The 19,629-nt window shown below is 46.2% G+C and carries 17 protein-coding genes; 8 read left to right on the forward strand and 9 right to left on the reverse strand.

The window, feature by feature from the left end:
• Positions 1–29: 29 nt before the first annotated feature.
• Positions 30–503 (reverse strand): SRPBCC family protein, encoded by a 474-nt coding sequence (locus tag ACMVP2_RS12045; RefSeq protein ID WP_416867869.1) that lies wholly within the window; start codon positions 501–503, stop codon positions 30–32.
• Positions 504–703: 200 nt separating this feature from the next.
• Between ACMVP2_RS12045 and ACMVP2_RS12050 the strand changes: the two genes are divergently transcribed.
• Positions 704–1,975 (forward strand): hypothetical protein, encoded by a 1,272-nt coding sequence (locus tag ACMVP2_RS12050; protein WP_416867870.1) that lies wholly within the window; start codon positions 704–706, stop codon positions 1,973–1,975.
• A 2-nt stretch (positions 1,976–1,977) separates the two neighbouring features.
• On the opposite strand, the gene ACMVP2_RS12055 is transcribed toward ACMVP2_RS12050, so the two are convergent.
• Positions 1,978–2,442, reverse strand: coding sequence for a THUMP-like domain-containing protein (locus tag ACMVP2_RS12055; protein ID WP_416867871.1), 465 nt, complete (start codon positions 2,440–2,442; stop codon positions 1,978–1,980).
• A gap of 184 nt (positions 2,443–2,626) precedes the next feature.
• Between ACMVP2_RS12055 and ACMVP2_RS12060 the strand changes: the two genes are divergently transcribed.
• A complete protein-coding gene (locus ACMVP2_RS12060) occupies positions 2,627–3,904 on the forward strand; it encodes a hypothetical protein (RefSeq protein ID WP_339785408.1) in 1,278 nt (425 codons plus the stop codon).
• A 160-nt stretch (positions 3,905–4,064) separates the two neighbouring features.
• On the opposite strand, the gene ACMVP2_RS12065 is transcribed toward ACMVP2_RS12060, so the two are convergent.
• Both ACMVP2_RS12065 and ACMVP2_RS12070 read right to left on the reverse strand, forming a co-directional pair.
• Positions 4,065–5,246, reverse strand: coding sequence for a class I SAM-dependent methyltransferase (locus ACMVP2_RS12065; protein ID WP_416867872.1), 1,182 nt, complete (start codon positions 5,244–5,246; stop codon positions 4,065–4,067).
• Positions 5,243–6,235 carry an aspartate-semialdehyde dehydrogenase gene (locus tag ACMVP2_RS12070; protein WP_416867873.1) on the reverse strand — a complete coding sequence of 331 codons (993 nt, stop codon included), beginning with the start codon at positions 6,233–6,235 and terminating at the stop codon, positions 5,243–5,245. The genes ACMVP2_RS12065 and ACMVP2_RS12070 overlap by 4 nt, the downstream gene beginning before the upstream one ends.
• A gap of 602 nt (positions 6,236–6,837) precedes the next feature.
• Here ACMVP2_RS12070 and ACMVP2_RS12075 point away from each other — a divergent pair.
• The 4 genes from ACMVP2_RS12075 to ACMVP2_RS12090 are packed head-to-tail and all read left to right on the forward strand — an operon-like array spanning position 6,838 to position 11,481.
• Positions 6,838–7,053, forward strand: coding sequence for a helix-turn-helix domain-containing protein (locus tag ACMVP2_RS12075; protein WP_416867874.1), 216 nt, complete (start codon positions 6,838–6,840; stop codon positions 7,051–7,053).
• Entirely contained in the window at positions 7,050–8,273 is a 1,224-nt protein-coding gene (locus tag ACMVP2_RS12080) for a DNA cytosine methyltransferase (RefSeq protein WP_416867875.1), read from the forward strand. The genes ACMVP2_RS12075 and ACMVP2_RS12080 overlap by 4 nt, the downstream gene beginning before the upstream one ends.
• Positions 8,273–10,582, forward strand: coding sequence for a sensor histidine kinase (locus ACMVP2_RS12085; protein WP_416867876.1), 2,310 nt, complete (start codon positions 8,273–8,275; stop codon positions 10,580–10,582). Before ACMVP2_RS12080 ends, ACMVP2_RS12085 begins: the two co-directional genes overlap by 1 nt.
• Positions 10,579–11,481 (forward strand): response regulator, encoded by a 903-nt coding sequence (locus ACMVP2_RS12090; protein ID WP_416867877.1) that lies wholly within the window; start codon positions 10,579–10,581, stop codon positions 11,479–11,481. Before ACMVP2_RS12085 ends, ACMVP2_RS12090 begins: the two co-directional genes overlap by 4 nt.
• A gap of 931 nt (positions 11,482–12,412) precedes the next feature.
• Here ACMVP2_RS12090 and ACMVP2_RS12095 read toward each other — a convergent pair.
• Together ACMVP2_RS12095 and ACMVP2_RS12100 are read right to left on the reverse strand one after the other, a co-directional pair.
• Positions 12,413–13,042, reverse strand: a complete 630-nt coding sequence (locus ACMVP2_RS12095) for an MCP four helix bundle domain-containing protein (RefSeq protein WP_416867878.1) — start codon at positions 13,040–13,042, stop codon at positions 12,413–12,415.
• 65 nt (positions 13,043–13,107) lie between these two features.
• Positions 13,108–13,515, reverse strand: coding sequence for a GreA/GreB family elongation factor (locus tag ACMVP2_RS12100; protein ID WP_416867879.1), 408 nt, complete (start codon positions 13,513–13,515; stop codon positions 13,108–13,110).
• 198 nt (positions 13,516–13,713) lie between these two features.
• Between ACMVP2_RS12100 and ACMVP2_RS12105 the strand changes: the two genes are divergently transcribed.
• Together ACMVP2_RS12105 and ACMVP2_RS12110 are read left to right on the forward strand one after the other, a co-directional pair.
• The gene (locus tag ACMVP2_RS12105; protein ID WP_416867880.1) at positions 13,714–14,829 is read left to right on the forward strand and encodes a sensor histidine kinase; all 1,116 of its coding nucleotides are present in this window, start codon (positions 13,714–13,716) and stop codon (positions 14,827–14,829) included.
• Entirely contained in the window at positions 14,826–16,157 is a 1,332-nt protein-coding gene (locus ACMVP2_RS12110) for a sigma-54-dependent transcriptional regulator (RefSeq protein ID WP_416867881.1), read from the forward strand. Before ACMVP2_RS12105 ends, ACMVP2_RS12110 begins: the two co-directional genes overlap by 4 nt.
• Before the next feature lie 289 nt (positions 16,158–16,446).
• Here ACMVP2_RS12110 and ACMVP2_RS12115 read toward each other — a convergent pair whose 3' ends face one another.
• The 3 genes from ACMVP2_RS12115 to ACMVP2_RS12125 form a co-directional block, all read right to left on the reverse strand.
• The gene (locus tag ACMVP2_RS12115; RefSeq protein ID WP_416867882.1) at positions 16,447–17,025 is read right to left on the reverse strand and encodes a PIN domain-containing protein; all 579 of its coding nucleotides are present in this window, start codon (positions 17,023–17,025) and stop codon (positions 16,447–16,449) included.
• Positions 17,012–17,476 carry a helix-turn-helix domain-containing protein gene (locus ACMVP2_RS12120; protein WP_416867883.1) on the reverse strand — a complete coding sequence of 155 codons (465 nt, stop codon included), beginning with the start codon at positions 17,474–17,476 and terminating at the stop codon, positions 17,012–17,014. The genes ACMVP2_RS12115 and ACMVP2_RS12120 overlap by 14 nt, the downstream gene beginning before the upstream one ends.
• A 633-nt stretch (positions 17,477–18,109) precedes the next feature.
• Entirely contained in the window at positions 18,110–19,267 is a 1,158-nt protein-coding gene (locus ACMVP2_RS12125) for a YncE family protein (protein WP_416867884.1), read from the reverse strand.
• Positions 19,268–19,629: the final 362 nt, after the last annotated feature.

Here is a 19,629-nt window from a genome sequence, read left to right on the forward strand (position 1 = left end):
CTTCACACATGATAACTGACTCTTACCCGCTAATCCAGCACTTCCATCCATTTATCAGACTCCGCATATTCCTTAATGATCAAATTCCGTTGCTCCAAAAGGTTCTGCATATACCTCTTAAGCACAATCGAGTCAAATACTTTCCCAAGGATGCCAAGTGGCAAATCATAATCAACACAGTCCCGCATTTCAGTTTTCCCATCAACATCCCTGAAGTGGTGTTCATGACGGAATCTCTTGAAAGCACCCTCCACCATCTCGTCCACAAAGAAATTCGGTGAATCAAATTTCGTGATCTTTGTCGTCAGTGTTTGCCTGATACCAAAGTGCCTCGCCCTCCAGGTCACTGATTCACCCAAACCAATAAGGCCGGACGTCACACCCCCTATCGCTTCCTCGCCGGTATGGCTGGTGGATATTTTATGCAGATCGATACTTCTTGAAAGGTCAAAGCATCTGTCTATGGGAGCCTCAATTACCATCTTTATCTGAATAATTGGCATAACAGTTTTCCAGGTCGTCAACAATTTAACGTTTTCCGGGCATGTCTTCACTCACTACCACCGTACCTCACACCCGGCATCACCGTCCACGACCAGAAAGTGGCCAGCAAAAAAATTGTGTAAGAAAGCCTAAAAAACAGCCTGGTCAAAGCAAAAATTATCTTATGATAGCTATTATTGGCCTTTCAATACGAAGTTACATGAAAAAGCTACAACTATTCCTGGTCCTATCAATTCTGTCATTTTCACTTTTCAGTCAAAAAAGCTTCACTGATGGATTTATAGTCACTCTGTCGGGAGATACCATCAAAGGAAAGATCAACGAGAAGGATTTTTACCTCAACTTCTCTCAGTGCCAGTTCAAGGCTGACCAGGGGGACCAAGTAGTAAAGTATGAACCAGAAGAGATAAAAGGCTTTAGTATCGGGGGGCTTAACTTTTTTATTTCAGAGAGCATAACGCAAGTAGATCCGGATCGCCCGATGAAGTTCATAGAAGCACTTGTGGTGGGACAAACATCGTTATATAGATATAAGGACCATTTCCTCTTCAAGAAGGACACGCTTTCTTACCTCGTGTTAGAAGCCACTCCAATGGCAAGAGATCAGAACGGCTTCAATACAAATACTAAAGCCAATCTGGTACATCTTGGCATCCTAAACTACCTGTTTCAGGACTGCCGGGAGATTGACCTCTCCCCATCGAAAACTAATATCAATCGGGGTAAACTCATTAGTCTGACTAAGCAGTATAATGCCTGCCGGGGATCGGACTACGAAGTGGTTTTCAAGAAAAAGTATGCCAGGCTGGCGCCTTCTGTTTATACCGATTTTGGCCAGATGCAACTACGATACGATTATTCGGACAACGAAAACGGAGATGAATCGATTTTAGGAAGTGAGCCAGTAGAAAGAACTATGCATCAAACCGGTTTTGCGATCGGTTTTTTCCTTCCCAGAATTAGCGAAAGATTGATGATAGAATTGGGGATGAACTTCTCGCAATTCGACTATTCTTTTATATATGATACTCCCGTTAATCTCGGAGGCGGGAACATTGGAGAGGCAGTAAATGAAGTGACTATTGATGGGAAAATGATCAAAATCCCGCTAGTGGTTCACTATGAACTTTTCTCAAAAAGTAGCATTACACCATTTGTCCGTGCGGGTGTGGTTATTAGATCAATACAGTACGCAGAGAATATTGGAAGACGGCGGTATTTTCAATACGACAGTTATTATAAGGAAGATTACTACAATTTTGAGCCAGCACTTATTCTGCCCGGCCTTCTTGGGGCAATTGGACTGGAAGGAAGGCTCGGAAAACACATAAGCATTTTTGGCCAGGTACAGACAAATATATTTAGAGACAGGGCCCAGTACGACAATGTGAGTAACAGCGGAGAGCTCAAACTTAGTTTCAAAATGATAAGGCAAGACTATCTCGTAGGTTTTGGTGTTCGGGTTCGTTAGTCTCAAGCTATCACAACCCGCTCCGCCACCACCAACACTTTCCCACTCCCCACCGTTACTCCCATCACAAGACCCTGCTCCCCCTCTTTCAGCTTCAGCCTCTTTTGCAGCTCTGCCGCCTCCAGTGGAAAGTTCCGGGTGATCACATGCGCCTTCTTAAAAGGCAACGCTGCCGACTTCATCACTTTTGAGCTAAAAGGCAGCACCTCCAGCACCCGAAACGTCCGGCCGGGGAAGTCCTCCACCAGCTTGGCGGAAGTGTACAAATGCGTATTCACATGCAGCTTACCGAGTCCGTACCGGGCTGCCACTGTTTTAAAGGCTCCGGCCTTGGAAATCGCCACATTCGGGTCGTAAAGATAGGCCTGAACATGGGCCAACGTCACTTCGGCAGCGGCCTCCTCTTCCGGATCAAACACAAACTGCTGCTCCTTTCCCTGCAGCAAATGAACTGCCTCAATCTGCAACGGCTGCGTTACCCTCCACTCCCCACAGTCACCCTTCCGAAAAAATTTCCTTCTTCGGTTAGGTAACACCCTATGACCAGAAAGTGGCCGGCAAAAAATTGCATAACAAAGCCAAAAAAAGCAGCCTACTCAAGACAAAAATTATCTTACAATAGCTATTATTGGCCTTTCAATTCGAAATTACATGAAAAAGCCGCTGCTATTACTGATTCTAACAATTCTGTCATTTCCACTTTTCAGCCAAAAAAACTTCACAGAGGGGTTTGTTGTCACGCTCGCTGGCGACACCATACGGGGGAAAATCAACGAAAAAGACTTTTACCTTAATTTTTCTCAGTGCCAATTCAAGGCAGAAGGCAGTAGTGAGATAGTAAAGTACTCGCCTGGAGAGATTGGCGGTTTTAGTATTGAAGGGCTTAACTTTTTTATTTCAGAGACCATTTCCGAGGTGGATCCTGACCGGCCTAAGAAATTTATAGAGGTGCTGGTAGTTGGGCAAACCTCTTTATATATGTACAAAGAGCATTTCATTTTCAAAAAGGACACGCTCTCCTACATAGTGCTTGAGGCAACTCCGATGATACGGGAACAGAATGGTGTATATACCAATGCAAAAGCCAACCTTGTGCACTATGGTATTCTCAACTATTTGTTTCAAGATTGTCCAGAAATTAAGCTATCTCCCTCATCTACAAATGTCAATCGTGATAAACTCATAGCTCTGACTAAACAATACAACACCTGCCGAGGATCAGACTACGAGGTAGTTTTCAAAAAGAAACCTATTTTCAGGCTTGCGCCTTCTGTGTACACCGACTTTGGGCAGATGCAGATGAAATTCGATTATTCAGGTAACACCACCGGGGACGAAACCTTGCTAGGCAGTGGCCCTATAGAAAGTTCGATTCGCCAAACCGGTTTTGCCATCGGTATATTACTTCCGAGAATTAGCGAGAGGTTGATGGTAGAGATAGGGATGAACTTCTCGCAATTTGACTATTCGTTTTTGCATAACGTACCATATGTTTTCCCTAATGGAAACATTGCGGAAGCTGTTAATGATGTAGTTATCGACGGAAAAATGACAAAAATCCCTCTGGTAATCCACTATGAGCTATTCTCAAAAAGTAAAATCACACCATATATCCGGGCGGGCATGGTCCTTAGATCAATGAAATACGGGGGCGATGTTAGTCGAAAACGGTACGTACAATATGAAGGCTACTACGATGAAGACTATTACGAGTTTGAGCCGGCAAGCCCTCAGCCTGGTTTTCTGGCTGCTGCTGGTCTGGAAGGAAAGCTTGGGAGGCATATAGGTATTTTTGCTCAGATGCAAGCGAATGTATTTGGTGACGCTGGCCGGTACGATAATATTGATGACAGCCAGATAAAGAGCAATCTCAGTTTTAAAATGAACAGGAAAGACTTTTTGGTAGGCTTTGGTGTCAGGGTTCGTTAGCCCCTCCCATCCCCCAAGGCCCCCAGTCGAGCAAGCTTGTGAGTTCCTCATTTCGGCCTCTCGCCCCTCAACTGCTGTTTTCGAGTGTGTCTTCACACACGATCACTCCCCTAACACCCGCCCACAAATCACCGACCTCCGGTGTATCTCCACACTCGACTTAATTCACCCGCTCCGCCACCACCAACACTTTCCCACTCCCAACCGTCAATCCCATCACAAAACCCTCCTCGCCCTCTTTCAGCTTCAGGCGCTTTTGTAACTCTGCCGCCTCCAGGGGAAAGTTCTTGCTCATCACATGGGCCTTGGCAAAAGGCAGCTTCAAACTTTTCAGTCCTTTCGAAGAAAAGGGCAGCACCTCCAGCACCCGGAACGTCCGGCCGGGGAAGTCCCCCACCAGCATGTTAGAAGTGTACAAATGCGTATTCACATGCAGCTTGGCCAGCCCGTACCGGGTGCCAACCGTCTTAAAAGCTCCGGCTTTGGTAATCGCCACATTCGGGTCATAAAGGTAGGCCAGCACGCCCGCCAATGTCACTTCGGCAGTCCCCTCCTCCTCCGGATCAAACACAAACCGCTGCTCCTTCCCCTGCAGCAAATGAACTGCCTCAATCTGCAACGGCTGCGCCGCCGCTCCACACTCAAACAGCACCTCCTTGCATTCGTTGTTCACCGCCAGCACCGTCACCTTGCGCACGGCGCCCAGGTCACGAATACCCTGGCGGATATCGATCATGGGCGAAGCCTTGACCAACACCGTGGTTGCCCGTTTCAAAAGGTCCGGCATTAGCTGCACCACATCAGGCGTGCTATCGCTAAAGCCTACCGCCCGTTGGGCACCAGCCCGGCGGTCGGGGTCGATATAAATAAGGTCGAAAGAATCGGTCTTGCTTGCCAAAAAAGCCTCGGCTGTATTTTGTACCACCTGCAAATGCGGAGCGCCCAGCACACCAAAATTGTGGCTGGCCAGCTCACACCTTTCGGCGTCGGCCTCCACATACACCCCTCGCTCAAAAGACTGGGAGAAAAAAAACGCATCCACTCCAGCGCCACCCGTCAGGTCGGCAAAGGAGCTTCCACTGTAGTGGCTGGCCTTCCAGGCCGCCGTCGTTTCCGACGAGCACTGCTCCATGGCTACGCCATGGGGAAAAATAATGCCATCCCGGCTCAGCCAGGATGGCAATTTGTCTTTGGCCTTTTGACGAGCCTTTAGTTGAGATGCCAGCAGAGACGCACTAACGCCCCCAGGCAGGTGCCTTTGCAAAGCAAGCTTCGCCGGACTGTCCGTAGCATGGGCCTTCAAAAAAGCCTGAACGTCCGGTTGGCTCAGCGCTTCAATCAAAACACCAGGTTAGCCTCCACCAGGTACTCTGCTATTTGCACCGCATTGGTAGCAGCCCCCTTGCGCAGGTTGTCCGCCACAATCCACATATTGATCGTGTTGGCCTGCGACTCATCCCTGCGGATCCGGCCTACAAACACCTCGTCTTTGTTATGCGCCCAAATCGGCATCGGGTAAATATTCTTCGACGGCTCATCCTGCAGCACCACGCCCGGCGTATGGCTCATCAGGTCTCGCACCTCGGCCAGGTCAAAGTCCTTCAGGAACTCCACGTTCACCGCCTCGCTATGGCCGCCCACCGTTGGCACCCGCACCGTAGTCGCCGTCACCTTAATGCTGTCGTCGCCCATAATCTTGGTCGTCTCCTTCACCATCTTCATCTCCTCTTTGGTGTAACCATTGTCGAGGAACACGTCAATGTGCGGCAGCACATTCATATCGATCGGGTGAGGGTATACCTTGGGCTCCGATTTTCCGGCCCTTTCGGCCATCATCTGGTCCATGGCCGCTTTGCCTGTGCCCGTCACCGACTGGTAGGTACTCACCACCACTCTTTTAATCCCATACTTCTTATGCAACGGTGCCAGCACCATCACCATCTGAATAGTGGAGCAGTTGGGGTTGGCAATAATGCGGTCGTCTATGCGCAGCGTGCTGCCATTGATCTCCGGCACCACCAGCTTTTTGGCAGGATCCATCCGCCAGGCCGACGAGTTGTCGATCACAATGCTGCCCGCCGCCTCAAACTTAGGCGCCCACTCCAGCGACGTGCTGCCACCGGCCGAAAAAATAGCGATATCCGGTTTTATGTCCACCGCCGTTTGCATCCCAATCACGCTGTATTCCTTGCCCTTGTATTTTATCTTAGTGCCGACACTGCGTTCCGACGCTACCAGGTACAACTCATCAAAGTGGAAGTTCCTTTCTTCCAGCACTTTCAACATCTCGGAGCCCACAAGCCCTGTGGCCCCTACTACCGCTAATTTCATTGTAATTGAATTTTGAATACTGAGGTGCAAAAGTAAAAGAAATCATTAAAGCCCAGCGAGTTTGGGCCATGATAATGCATGAATTGTTGTGTGATTTTTTTGATGTGGGCTTGTCTATGGAGCAATAGAAAGGCCGCCCTCCTGCCGAAGCCCCCATAACACGCCGTCATATCGAATCCCGAAGGGTGAGATATCCCCCGGATAATAGCAGTGAGCCCGAGAAGTGAGCCGACGTGGAACCCGACGCCGGAACGGAATCCCCCGACCTGGCAGCGTTTTTATGGGCGTGCCCCCCGCCAACAACATTCCCTTAGAAAGTCGTAGAAACCGTTTGGCGGGGGTCGGGCTATTCGCTCCAAGTCCTCAGCTTCGTACCTCAGCCTCCGGGCTTTCCGCTGCTATCCCTCACGAAGAGAAAGGATCGATGTGGCTTTCATGAGGGTGTGGAGATTTTAATATGTGGTTGAGGCAAAGGTTGAGACTCCAACTCTAAAGAGAAAAGAACTTACCCATACCAGCTGACTGACGGTCCAAGTGAACGTTTAGATTCTCTAAACAATTGGAGCATTATCCGTACATTAGATCGAAATTTCGAAATTGGCATGACCCATTTAGGCGAATATTTAGAGAAAAAGGCAATTAGTAAGGCAGCTGTATCGAATCGGACAGGAATTAGCCGATCTCGTATTAGCGAGCTAGCAAATAACCCGGCAACTCACTTAAAAGCCAAAGAGCTCTATCTAATAGCGCTTGCTATAGATGTCGAACCTCACGAAATGTTAAAGGAAGTTTTTAAAGAAGTGACGTTGTTGAAATGAGCACACCAAATACCTACATCGACTTATTCGCAGGATGCGGAGGACTATCTCTTGGTTTGCATTTATCCGGCTGGAAAGGATTGTTCGCCATTGAAAAAAACAAGGACGCATTTTCCACCTTGGAACATAACCTACTCAATAAAAAGAAGCATTTCGAATGGCCTGGTTGGCTTCCTCAAACAAACCATGACATCAACGCAATCTTGAAGTCCCATTCGGAGGAACTTTCAAGACTCAAAGATCAAGTTGATTTGGTTGTCGGTGGCCCCCCATGTCAAGGATTTTCATCAGCGGGAAAGCGCTACGAACAGGATGAGAGAAATAAACTAATTGACAGTTATATTAAATTCATAAGAATTGTTCAGCCAAAGATGATCTTCTTTGAGAATGTCCGGGGTTTTACTCAGCAATTTGATCGAAACAAGGTCAAAGGCAGAATTTACTCTCAATACGTTACTATGGCCTTAAAAAGAAAAGTAATAGACTGCGTGGGCTATAAGGTACATGGACAGCTTATAAACTTTGCAGAATATGGTGTGCCTCAGAAGAGAACCAGATTTATTCTCGTTGGGATTAGAAGAGATATTGCTGCGTCAGTAAATCCCGAACTTTTCTTCAACAGGTTGAAAAACGACAGAGAAAAATTTCTTGTATCGAAAGGACTATCCATTACAACCTCATTAAACGAAGCAATATCTGATCTTCTTTACTCGCATGGGCAAACTGAGTCACCCGATAGCAGAGGGTTTAAGGCAGGGGTTTATGGGGTGGCAGGCTCAGGGTATCAGAAGTACCTAAGAGCTCAAAATTCCTGTGAGATTCCTGATAGTCATAGGTTCCCAAATCATAAAGAATTGACAATAAAGAGGTTTCAACACATTCTCCTAAATGCCCCAAAAAATAAAACACTCAGTGAAGACCTTAAAAAGGCCTATGGGATAAAGAAGCACACCGTAATTCCTCTTGCGGGAAATATGCCAGCGTCAACAATTACCACCTTACCAGATGACTACCTACACTACTCTGAACCCAGAATATTTACCGTTCGTGAATATGCCAGAATTCAATCGTTCAAGGATTGGTATGAGTTTAAAGGAAAGTACACAACAGGTGGCAAGATGAGAACTCAGGAAGTTCCAAGGTATTCACAAATAGGAAATGCCATCCCTCCGCTTTTTGGAGAGCAGGTTGGAAGAGTTTTAAGCCAAATGATTGACTAATGCAAAAACCACTTCAGTTTAGAATCAGTGCCGCATTAAAGAACATTATTGGCAGTGATCTGATAAGTGACGACTACATAGCAATTTTTGAATTGGTTAAAAATGCTTATGATGCTCATGCTTCCAGAGTCGAAATCCTATTCGATCAGATAAACAGTCCAAACGCCAAAATTGTGATAAAGGACAACGGCAAAGGGATGAACTATGATGACTTGATTAACAAGTGGCTATTTGTTGCTTATTCTGCCAAAAAAGAGGGAACAGAAGAAGATGGCTACAATTACAGAGACCGCATTAAAGTCAAAAGAGCATATGCTGGGGCAAAGGGAATTGGCAGATTCTCTTGTGACAGGCTTGGGCGTACCTTATATCTTGAAACTATAAAAGATGAGACAAATTCCAAAGTAGAAACTCTGCTTACTGAATGGGATGAGTTCGAAGGTAATATAAAAGATGAATTCGTTGACATAAGTGTTTTACATGATACAAAAGAAATAAGTAATTATGATCTGAAACACGGCACAGTACTTGAAATTTCAAATTTAAAAAGTGAGTGGGACCGGGAAAAATTCTTGAAGTTGAAAAGTGATCTAGCTAAGCTCATCAATCCCAATACCGAACCAGACGATGACCTGTTTGAAATCGAATTAAAAGTCCCTCAACAATTAAGTGAAGACAAAAAGTATCAGGATTATGGAAGCATTGTAAATGGCAAGATTCAAAACCTCATTTTTGAAACACTAGACCTTAAGACCACGAAAATCATATCCAAAGTGTCTGACGAGGTGTCTAAGGAAATTGAAACTACTCTATTTGAGGGTGGAATACCCGTTTACAGAATTGTCGAAGAAAATTTGCTCGACAAGTTGCACAATGTAGATCTTGAAATTTATTACTTGAATCGTTCCGCTAAGTCAACGTTCACAAGGAGAATGGGGGTTGAACCGGTTAACTACGGTCATGTTTTCGTCTACAAAAATGGAGTCAGAATTTACCCATACGGAGAACGGGGTGAAGATCCATTTAAGATTGATAACAGGAAAGTACAAGGTCCGTCAAGATATTTGGGCACTCGTGAAATACTTGGATACATATCTATCAAAGAGCCTAACGATGAATTAAGAGAAACTACAAGTCGAGGTGATGGGTTACTAAAAACAAAGGAATATTTTCAACTAATTGAGTGGTTTTATCAAAACCTAAAGAGAGTAGAACGCTACATTATTGATGTAGTGGATTGGGGAAATTTTCTTTCCGAAGAAGACTACATTAACTTCAATGCAGCCTTCAAAAAGGGTGAAAATGGCATTAAGGATGTTAATGATAATTTGGTAAGACTCATCGAATCTATTTCATCTGCGAAAAATATTAAGGCTGTGCAGTTAGCTCCAGATATTCTGGAGATTCTAGATAAGAAGAGCGAAAAATCGGTTCAAAAATCCTTAAAGAATATTTCTGATGCAATTGAGGGTGAAAGCTTCGACAAAAAGGATATTCTAAACCGTATTAGGGAGACTAGCCTGAAACTTGAACAGCTAAAGAAGGCGAAAGACGAAGCAGAAGAAGAAGCCCTAGATAAAGGAATAAAAAATGAGGAGGTTTCAGAAAACTTAGAACGGCAAATCAAGAAAGGTGCTTTTCAGGGTGCGTTGATTGGAACAGATAAGGAACGTATAATTTCAATGCAGCATCAAGTGTACCATTCGTCAAGTAGAATACACCGTAACTTGAGGCTACTCATGAAAAAACTGGATCTGTCATCTCTTGACGAAGCATCCAAGAAATACATCAAGGTAATTTCTCTTGAAGCATCTAAGATCAATTCCATTGCGAACTTTATCACGAAGGCAAACTTTAACCTAAAAGCATCCGAAATAGATACTGAATTGGTAGATTTTATTGTCGATTATCTAAAAGAAATCTATATTCATGAAGATGCGATAATCGATACTAAATTAAGAATTAACTTGGAGACCAATAACAGTACATTTGAAACTACAATTCGCCCGCTAGAAATCACCACCATTTTAGATAATTTTGTTTCCAATGCCGAAAAAGCAGGGGCTTCATTTGTAAATTTCAATTTCCACATTAAGGATTCAAAACTTGAAATACAGATTGTAGACGATGGAAAAGGAATCCATTCGAGCAGGATTGGGGATATATTTGATTTGGGCTATACCACTACCGGGGGATCAGGGATTGGTCTATATCAGATTAAAGATATAATTGAGAATAAAATGAACGGTGAGATAGATGTTAAGTCAGAGTTAAATAGTGGCACTACCTTTAAGATCACCATACCATGAAACTCTCTTATAAAATCCTTTGGTTAGATGACAAGATTGAAGAGTTTATCGAAGATGAGATTATTTCTGAAATTGAAGACTTTCTAAGAGAAAGTGGATTTAAACCGGAAATTACAGCATTAGATAACACACAGGAATTCCTTGCGAGTGTGGATGATTCGTTTGACTTGATTCTAACTGACTACCATTTAAATGATAGCAATGGCCATGAAATAATAAAAACGATCCGGGGACAAGACCACTCTGTCATGTCGGAAATTCTTTTCTACACGGCACAAGCTGATCTAGCGGATACAGATCGAATAAATAGGGTTAGCTTTCTCGAAACAAATACCCTTTTGGGCGATCATAAGGATCTTGTTTTGCAAGCAGTGAAGAGCCTAATAGGCCTAACTATTAAAAAATTCCAACATATTGTTGCCATGAGAGGAATGATTATGCATGAGACTAGCTCCCTTGATCAAACGACTCTCCAGATTGTAAACTCTTTTTTCGAAGCTAACCAAAATGATGAGGTAATAAATTTAATCTTTGATTCCATAATAGCATTTCATCAGGAAAAGCTTCATAAAGTTGAAAGTTTTAAAAAGAAAAGTAGAGTGGACAAAGTCCTATCGGACCCTGTTATGTTTTCCTCACATCAACGTGCTGATGCAGTCGGTAACATTCTCCGTTTGAGAGGACAGGAAGACTTTATTGCTGACTTCAAGGCAGAAGTTATTAATATAAGAAATCAATTTGCTCATGCTGTGCTTGAGATTGATGAGAATGGCCGAGAGTTTTTCCGGAACAAGGCTGAAGGAATTACTTTTGATGATGAGCTATGCAAAAAAATTCGAATTGACATCAATAAGCATAGGATCAACCTTGACAGGGTTATTGCTCAATTGAAAGGTTAGGTTTCCCTAAGCGATGCATTTTAGCTCGGATACCACGGCGCACTTTTGCCACGTCGTTGCACCTTATAACAGAATGAAAGTCTACCCAATAAAAATCAAATGTTAGTGCCGCAAAATTCCCTGTTAGCTACATCGCTCCAAGAAAAAAGAAGGTAATTTAACCCGTTACCAAGGCTGCTACCCAACCCAAAAAAGGCTGGCAAAACTTAGCCATTTGTCTTCATTTAATGAACTACCCTGCAGCAAGCTGACGGGGTATCAAGTTGAGTTTGTTTCACAAACAAAGCTATTTCCGATCCAAGGATCGGGGAATTAAACCACATTTCGATTAAACTTACTTATTCTCTGTTATTTCATCGAGCCACACTCCACTGGCACACCACTAGGAACCTTCCATGGTGGGCCTCATCGGCAAAACTGCTGATCTGCAGAAGCCTCCATAACAGCCGTCATTTCGTAGTGGAGCGATAGCGGAACGGGATGACGTTGGTATGGTGATGGTGGATGTGAGCAATCTTCGCAATCGGCCTCGCCTACACTTCGTTTCTGCGGGCAGGCATGGCGCTGGTTTGGTGAGGGTGGAGATAACCGATCGTCTCAATAGACATACTGCACATCACTAAGGGCCACGCTCGCAACCGCATTTCGACTGGCAGGCCCACTTACCTGGGTTTTATATGCCGTACCTACGGCACTCGCAGGACATTCGTATGTGACTCAGGGTTTACCTCTGTTCCGTCCCTACGGGACTCACGCTCTGCGCTTCTCCTTGTCCGCCGAAGCCTCTGACGCAGGTGGCCTTTGTCCGCCGAAGCCTTTGGCGTAAAAGGATTTCCTCTGCGGCAGACTCCATCACTAATTGCCTGGCCTTCTGTAAGCTCCCCTGAATGAAGGACTTCCCACACATGTAATTGAGCTTCCTATACCATCCCTAGGTATGCTCCAGGCGGAGTCGGGCCGGTGATAACGTGGCGTAGATCAATAAGCCCAAAACAACGAGCATACCTGCCGCCAGTTGAGAAGTCATGTTGCTCGAAGCAACGATCCGGTTCGACTCGTCAATAAGTTTTTGGGCTTCATGAAGCTGGAGCTGAGTCAATCCATTTAAACTTGCCAGTATCGAGTCGTAATGTTTGGTCAGCTCCAGGCTCAGTGCGTCCCTTTGTATGGGCGACGCACCGCTAATAAACTGGTTCTCAAACTGCTGAGATAGCCTGATATAGTCCTTGAGCTTCAACAACTGCACCGATTCATCTGCCGTGAGGTAGGTGGCCTCGTACTTATTCATTAGCTGCTGAATAGTGTCATTTGCCAGTATGCTTTGCTCCAGCATACGGTCGTCGTTGCGGTCGATCAGCATCTTTTTTTCAAAAATCTTGTGCGAAAGCTGATATAGGTGAGTTTCTGCTACCAACCGATCCATATAAATGGACGACATGGCCGCCTGAACCTCTGAAAGGTGCCTCTTATGCACAAAGCTGAGTAAAAGCATAACCACCAGCACTCCCACCAGGGCAAGACCAACATTGCTTTTTTTGCTAAGTATCTTTTGCCACCTCATAACATATTAGTTTAATGGTTTAACTCAAATGTTTTCGATTTTCACCCACCCGCCTTTTGAGCTTCTTACAAGTAAAAATATTCGACAGGTTCAGGTTGATGGGTAACCCGGAGAATTTCCATTTCAGCTGATTTCCCCTGTATTTGCCAGGACACAACATGACCAACCCGCCTTCCCAGCAGAGCAGTGCCAATGGAGGAAAACACAGCTATCTTTCGCTCCAGCTCGTTCGATTCGTTTGGATACGTCAGCTTAAGTTCGATTTGGTGTCCCGCACCAATCTCTTTTAAAAGTACAATACTGTTCATCGTAATGATCCCCTCGGGGATTTGTGATGGGTCAACCAGCTCGGCCTCCATTAAATCTATCAGGAAACGTTCTACGATCTCTGGCTTTTTTGCACGGTACAGTGCGTAGTACCTGTGGGACATCAATCGTTCGTAATCACTGATCGTTACAATTCTCTTTTCCATAATTTCAATATATTGACGATGTATCATGCACGAAGCGTGCCACGATAAAACCCCCTTCATTCTACCGCAGTGCAGTTTCAATATCTTGATGGTGAGCAAAAAATACCCACTGGGGAATTATTCCTCACTTCAAATACGTGTTTCCAACAAAAGGACGGGTGAATTGTGGCGAAGTATTTCTAGCTTTGGGCAGAAATTATGAATGAGCAATCGACAGATTTTCAGCTGAAAGAACGGGTAAAGGAATTGAACTGCCTTTATGAGCTTTCCAGAATTGCCTGGGAGCAGCACAACGACCTGAAGGCCATACTCACAAAAACATTGCAGATTTTGCCGGAGGCCATGCAGTATCCCCAGCTTGCTGAGGTTCAAATCAAGGTGAATAAGAAAACCTACGCAACGTCCCGCTTCGGAGCGTGCAGGTGGCATTTGTCGTCGCCCCTGAAAGTGGGGGATGCCGATTATGGCGTTATCAAGGTCGGCTACAGGGGAGGCGAAGGGCTCACCGACAAACACTCCGCTTTTTTGCCGGAGGAAGAAAACCTGCTCAAGATTGTGGCCAGCGAACTTTTGTCGTTTATCCGCAGGGCGGCGGCGGAGGAAGATAAACAAAGGCTAAAAACGCACCTGCAGCATGCTGAGCGGCTGGCATTTGTAGGCGAGCTCACAGCAGGCATCGCACACGAGATGAACGAACCACTTGGTAAAATACTCGGCTTCGCTCAGTTGCTCAAAAAAGGCGGGGAGCTGAACTTTCAGCAGCAGCAAGACCTTGAGCGAATCATCAAGGCATCGTTGTATACCCGTGAGATAATAAAGAAGCTGATGATTTTCTCCCGGCAAATGCCCCAGCAAATTGTGGAGGTCAATCTCAACACCACCATCGCCAACACACTGTACTTCATTGATGTTCGCTTTCAGGAGCGGGGCATCAATATTATCCAGCGGCTGGATCCGAACCTCCCCTTGATTGAGGCAGACCCTGTGCAGATGAGCCAGGTACTTGTAAACCTCATTACCAATGCGGTGCATGCCACCTCTGGTGAGGGGAAGATAACCGTAAGCACAAGCCACAAAGCAAAGAATATACTGCTGGAAGTAAAAGATAGCGGCACAGGAATGCCAGCTTCGGTAATGAAACGGATATTTGAACCATTTTTCACCACAAAACCCCTGGGGCATGGCACGGGGCTTGGGCTGTCGGTAGTGCAGGGCATCATCGATTCGCACGGCGGCAGCATTAGGGTATCAAGCACCAAAGGAAAAGGCTCGAAGTTTGAAATCAGCTTACCCATCAAACAGGCGACGCAATGAAAAAAGAAAATTCTCCAGCCCATGAGGTGCTGATTGTGGATGACTCGCCTGAAACGGTGGAGCTGATCAGGCGCAATCTCGAATCTGTAGGCTACCATGTGTTCGCTGCAAGCAATGTACAGTCGGCCATCAAGCTTCTGGAAACGATCAACATAGACCTGCTGATTACCGACCTGAAAATGCCCGGCGAAAGTGGGCTTACACTGGTGCGCCATGTATCTGAAAACTTCAAAGGGGTGGCCATTCTTGTCATCACCGGGTTTCCATCCATCCAGGGTGCCGTAGAGTCCATCAAAATAGGAGCAGAAGAATACCTTGTGAAGTCTTTTACCGACGAGGAGCTTTTTCAGGCGGTGAAAAATGCCCTCAAAAAAACGAGCCATAAGAAAAAGTCAGGGAGGGAGCTATCACCGCAAACCTTTGGAATTGTTGGTGCCTCGGAGGGCATGGTGCAGGTCTTTGATACCATCACCAAGGCCAGGGCCACACAAGCCACAGTGCTCATTCAGGGGGAGAGCGGCACAGGCAAAGAACTTGTGGCCCGGGCGCTGCACTATGGCGGAAATGATTCTAAGGCACCTTTTGTGCCGGTGAATTGCGGCGGCATTCCCGACAATTTGCTGGAAAGTGAGCTTTTCGGATATGTGAAGGGAGCCTTTACAGGGGCCAATGAAACCCGGCCGGGTTTTTTCCAGACAGCCGATAAGGGAACCATCTTCCTGGACGAGATCAGCAACACCAGCCTTGCGATGCAGGCTAAGCTGCTGCGGGTGTTGCAGGAAAAAGAGTTCTATATGGTGGGCTCTAAAAAGTCGCTGAAGGTGAATCTGCGGGTGGTGGCAGCTACCAACGTGGATCTTATGCAGCTGATTAAAAAGGGGCTGTTCAGAGAAGACCTTTACTACCGGCTCAACATCATTACCATCGATTTGCCACCACTCCGGGAGCGGGGGCCCGACATACTGCAGCTGGCTGAGTTTTTCCTGAACAAATACGTAAAGGAGCTTGGCAAATCAGCCATGCACTTTACGCCCAAAGCCAGCAGGGCGCTTCAGGGTTATGCGTGGCCGGGCAATGTGCGTGAGCTGCAAAACCTGATGCACCGCCTGGTTATCCTGGCCGACGACTCGACCATCGATGTACCCGACCTGCCGGAATCTTTCCGGTTTTCAGCCTCACAGTCGGGCACTCTTGACAGGACACTGGACGACATGGTGAAGGGATATATAGCGGATGTGCTCGCTGCCAATCAAAATAATGTATCGCTCGCCGCAAGGGTGCTTGGCATTGACAGGAAAACGCTTCGGGAAAAGATGAAGAAAGCGTAAGCAGCAGAAGCTTAGCCCCTGCTGGTCGGAACGACAAGACCTACACGCTAGTGCGAACTTGTTGCTTGTTCTGCCCACCGGTGACTTCGGAAATTTGTTCGAATTAAAGAGGTTACTCTGTGCTTCAGGAGAAAGCAACCTCTTTAATGGGCTTCGAGGGTAGGCGACTGATCTGCTCGGATTCTATATGTCGTGCCTACGGCACTCTTGCTCTGTGCAACTCTGCTGTAAACTCTAGCTCTAGTGGAAACATGCCAATCAGGAATCCCCGGAGATATTCCCTGTTGGATTATGCGAGGTGCCTTTCCAATTCATCAGCCGTCTGAACAAGCTTATTCCGCCGCAAAATATCCAGATATTGCTGCTCATCGTATGGAGGCTTATTCTTCGTAAGCACCATCTCCCGAAAAGCCTCACAACACCTCTTTGGAGATAGGTCTATCATATCGGCAATGAAGGTATCCTGATCAACGGCAGATAGCCCCGCCGTTTCTAAGTATTCGTTAGGGAAGTCCTGCAGGTTGTATGTGACAATCACATTAGCGTTGCATTTGATAGCTGCTGCTACCACGTGACGGTCGTTTTCATCAGGAAGTTTTATCGAGGGGATAATGGCTTCGTATCTTTCTACAAGCGCATGAGGGCAGGCTTTATTAATCAGTTTGACCTGCCGACTAATTTGCTCCGGCGATAAATTCAAATTTCTCTTTTGAAAAATGTCAGTAAACTCTTCAAGTAGCTTTCCACTCCATTTTGGCGTGTATAAGTCGTAGAGCAACAGCCAAATCAGATAGTCACGGATAACTACTGGAAACAGTACATTGGCATCGAGTACAGCAGTAAAGTGCGCACTGTTAATCAGTTTCATACAAACCCAACTCCTCTGAATCTCTCATCAACTCGATTAAAGCCTCTTTCCTCTCTTTAATCATATTCTTCTTGAACTTGATAAGGTCTTCAAACTGCACTCTTCTGTGGCGGCCAACCATTTCTGCCTTCAGTTTGCCCTGGTCTATCAGTTTAGTAACATGAGGTCTTGAACAGTTTAGAAACTCCGCAGCCTTCTGTGTTGTAAAGGCAGTGCCCACGGGAACGATTGAAACTGCATTCCCATCCCGGTAGTTCCTTAGAATCTCAGCCAGCATCTTCAGCACCTTCAATGGAATCTGAATAGGCTCTCCAGTTTCCAGAATGGAAATCTCCGGCGTATTTTCTGGGTGCCCAATTTCGTCAATGGCCGCAATTAACTTTTGAAATCCTTCATTAGCTATTTGTCTCTCCTGATGGGTGGGCGGACTGTTTAGTTGCGTATCAGACATATTGCTTGTTGGTTTACTACTGCAAATATAAACGAAATAAACGAAACATTAGTTGTTTATTGCGAACAATGGGCGTAAACCTTGACCCTGCACCCGTCGGAGATTAAAGAGGTTACTCTATGGCTCAGGACAGAGTAACCTCTTTAATGGGCTTCTAGGGCAGGCCACTGATTTGCTCGGACTGTATATGTCGTACCGACGGCACTCGCAGGACATTCGCATGGGTTCGGGTTACCGTTGTTTCGTCCCTACGGGACTTCTTGCTCTGTGTTCCTCCTTTGTCCGCCGAAGCCTTTGGCATACGAGGATTTCTTCTGCGGCAAACTTCCTCAAATTCGCTACCCCTGGGAGCGCCTAGCCCCTGCTGTATTTCCAAATTGACCCCAAACAAATTGTTTGTGAGTATGTCTTCACACTCAACCGATATTTGCAAAAGGCATCCGATTTCCAGGTCTTCCCCCGCTCTTCAAAGTGCCCCGCTGGCACGCCTTGCACTGGTTGCGCATTTAGTCACCCCTTTGCATCGGCCAAAGGCATAAAAAAAGCCCCACGAAGGGGCTCTAAATTGAGACTTTTTAGCTGGGTCGCCCGAATGGGCACTAAACTGGTTTGTCAAACAATATTATTGTTGGCTTACCAAATCTCAATGTCTACCTGATGAACGCCTTCAAGGCCGGCAGCTATCCACAGTCTGTAGTTTCGGAACAGCACATGGTTCACCGACTGATTTTCTCCAAGGTCTATTTTGCCAAGCACCTCGGGTGCTTCTTTGTTATTGCCTTCTTCATACACCGCCACATAGGCACCATCTTCGCCATTGGAAATAAACAGCAAGCCATGCTCGGCCGACACAGCGTTGGTCACTACCCCTTCGTCGAAAGTGATCGTGTGAAGCAGTTCGCCTGTCTTTATATCTAAAATCTTTACACCCTCAGTGCCCGCTGCCACAAATATCCTTTTGCTGTCAACCTCAAGGGTCGTTTTTGCCTCCGGCACATTCGCCCCGTCAAACGAAAAACTGTTATTGGTCCCCATCGACTTCGAATCAAATACGGTCACATTTCCGGGGGTTCCCTGAGCCACAAACACCTCGTTGCCCGACCCGAAAATCCAGCGGGCGTCGTGTAAAGCCGTATAGCTTTCGAGTGTCAGGTTACGGTCGAGTTTATACACCCCTCCACCGTTTGTTTCGTCGCTGCCAGTGGTGACGAATATATCCCCCTGATGCTGAATGGCACTCGTGGCCGCATAGCTGCCCAGGCCTACCACAGTGTTATCCTCCATCGAAAACTTGCCGCCATCAAGCAACACACGTTCTATGTAAGCTGGCTGCTCTTCACCTTTTTTAGCTCCCGTCAGGTACACATACCTGTCGTGCGAGGTAAGGGAATGTATGTCAGCATCGTTATACAAAATTTCGCTCGTCACCCTAAGGTCGGCATCCACAAAATCGACGCCACCGTAATACGCTTCACCCTGGTAGTTGTAGCTCACCAAATACCCTCCCTGATGGTTCTGAAGCGACGATGCCTGAAGCGTATTTTCGTCAACCACGGGCGGCGTAAGGGTAGACTTTAGAATAAGCCTGAAATGCCTTATCGTGCGCCCACCATCATTTTCTGGTGTAGTATACACAGTATCCTGATGGTTAACCATCCTGCTGTTGAGCGACACCTCATCATTAACGATTGTCACATCTCTGGCCGGCGTTGCCTGATCGTCGGCAGCATGGTCGCAACCGGTGAAAATGGTGAACAAAAGAACAAAGGATACAACGACAAAATTTCTCATAAGCATTTCGGAAAACAATAAAAACCATTAAACCTGCCACAAAATTAGTGACTCCAGCCCGAAGAGAGCCTCGTTTTCGGTGAACGACACCGATCGATAGATTAGCTGATGGCTAAGCGGGATTACCGGGAAGACAGTTTGGGCGTGCCCCCGCCAGCAATATTCCGTTTGAAAGCAACAGAGAAGACTTGGCGGGGGTCGGGCTATTCGCCGCAAGTCCTCACCGCAAAGAGGCGGCTCCGGGCTTTCCGCTGCTATCCCTTACGCAAACCTTAATCGAAAAGGTTTTTGCTTGAGCCCGGCGGAATACAGACTTCTAAAAAGGCTTACCGAATAAATGAATTGTTTGTCCGTGTGTCTTC

The organism is Imperialibacter sp. (assembly GCF_048007035.1).
Lineage (GTDB): Bacteria > Bacteroidota > Bacteroidia > Cytophagales > Cyclobacteriaceae > Imperialibacter.

What these genes read in the sequence shown, in the direction of transcription:
- ACMVP2_RS12045 (WP_416867869.1), bottom strand. Translation starts at nt 503, where the DNA reads ATGCCAATTATTCAGATAAAGATGGTAATTGAGGCTCCCATAGACAGA.
- ACMVP2_RS12050 (WP_416867870.1), top strand. Translation starts at nt 704, where the DNA reads ATGAAAAAGCTACAACTATTCCTGGTCCTATCAATTCTGTCATTTTCA.
- ACMVP2_RS12060 (WP_339785408.1), top strand. Translation starts at nt 2,627, where the DNA reads ATGAAAAAGCCGCTGCTATTACTGATTCTAACAATTCTGTCATTTCCA.
- ACMVP2_RS12070 (WP_416867873.1), bottom strand. Translation starts at nt 6,235, where the DNA reads ATGAAATTAGCGGTAGTAGGGGCCACAGGGCTTGTGGGCTCCGAGATG.
- ACMVP2_RS12075 (WP_416867874.1), top strand. Translation starts at nt 6,838, where the DNA reads ATGACCCATTTAGGCGAATATTTAGAGAAAAAGGCAATTAGTAAGGCA.
- ACMVP2_RS12080 (WP_416867875.1), top strand. Translation starts at nt 7,050, where the DNA reads ATGAGCACACCAAATACCTACATCGACTTATTCGCAGGATGCGGAGGA.
- ACMVP2_RS12085 (WP_416867876.1), top strand. Translation starts at nt 8,273, where the DNA reads ATGCAAAAACCACTTCAGTTTAGAATCAGTGCCGCATTAAAGAACATT.
- ACMVP2_RS12090 (WP_416867877.1), top strand. Translation starts at nt 10,579, where the DNA reads ATGAAACTCTCTTATAAAATCCTTTGGTTAGATGACAAGATTGAAGAG.
- ACMVP2_RS12095 (WP_416867878.1), bottom strand. Translation starts at nt 13,042, where the DNA reads ATGAGGTGGCAAAAGATACTTAGCAAAAAAAGCAATGTTGGTCTTGCC.
- ACMVP2_RS12100 (WP_416867879.1), bottom strand. Translation starts at nt 13,515, where the DNA reads ATGGAAAAGAGAATTGTAACGATCAGTGATTACGAACGATTGATGTCC.
- ACMVP2_RS12105 (WP_416867880.1), top strand. Translation starts at nt 13,714, where the DNA reads ATGAATGAGCAATCGACAGATTTTCAGCTGAAAGAACGGGTAAAGGAA.
- ACMVP2_RS12110 (WP_416867881.1), top strand. Translation starts at nt 14,826, where the DNA reads ATGAAAAAAGAAAATTCTCCAGCCCATGAGGTGCTGATTGTGGATGAC.
- ACMVP2_RS12115 (WP_416867882.1), bottom strand. Translation starts at nt 17,025, where the DNA reads ATGAAACTGATTAACAGTGCGCACTTTACTGCTGTACTCGATGCCAAT.
- ACMVP2_RS12120 (WP_416867883.1), bottom strand. Translation starts at nt 17,476, where the DNA reads ATGTCTGATACGCAACTAAACAGTCCGCCCACCCATCAGGAGAGACAA.
- ACMVP2_RS12125 (WP_416867884.1), bottom strand. Translation starts at nt 19,267, where the DNA reads ATGAGAAATTTTGTCGTTGTATCCTTTGTTCTTTTGTTCACCATTTTC.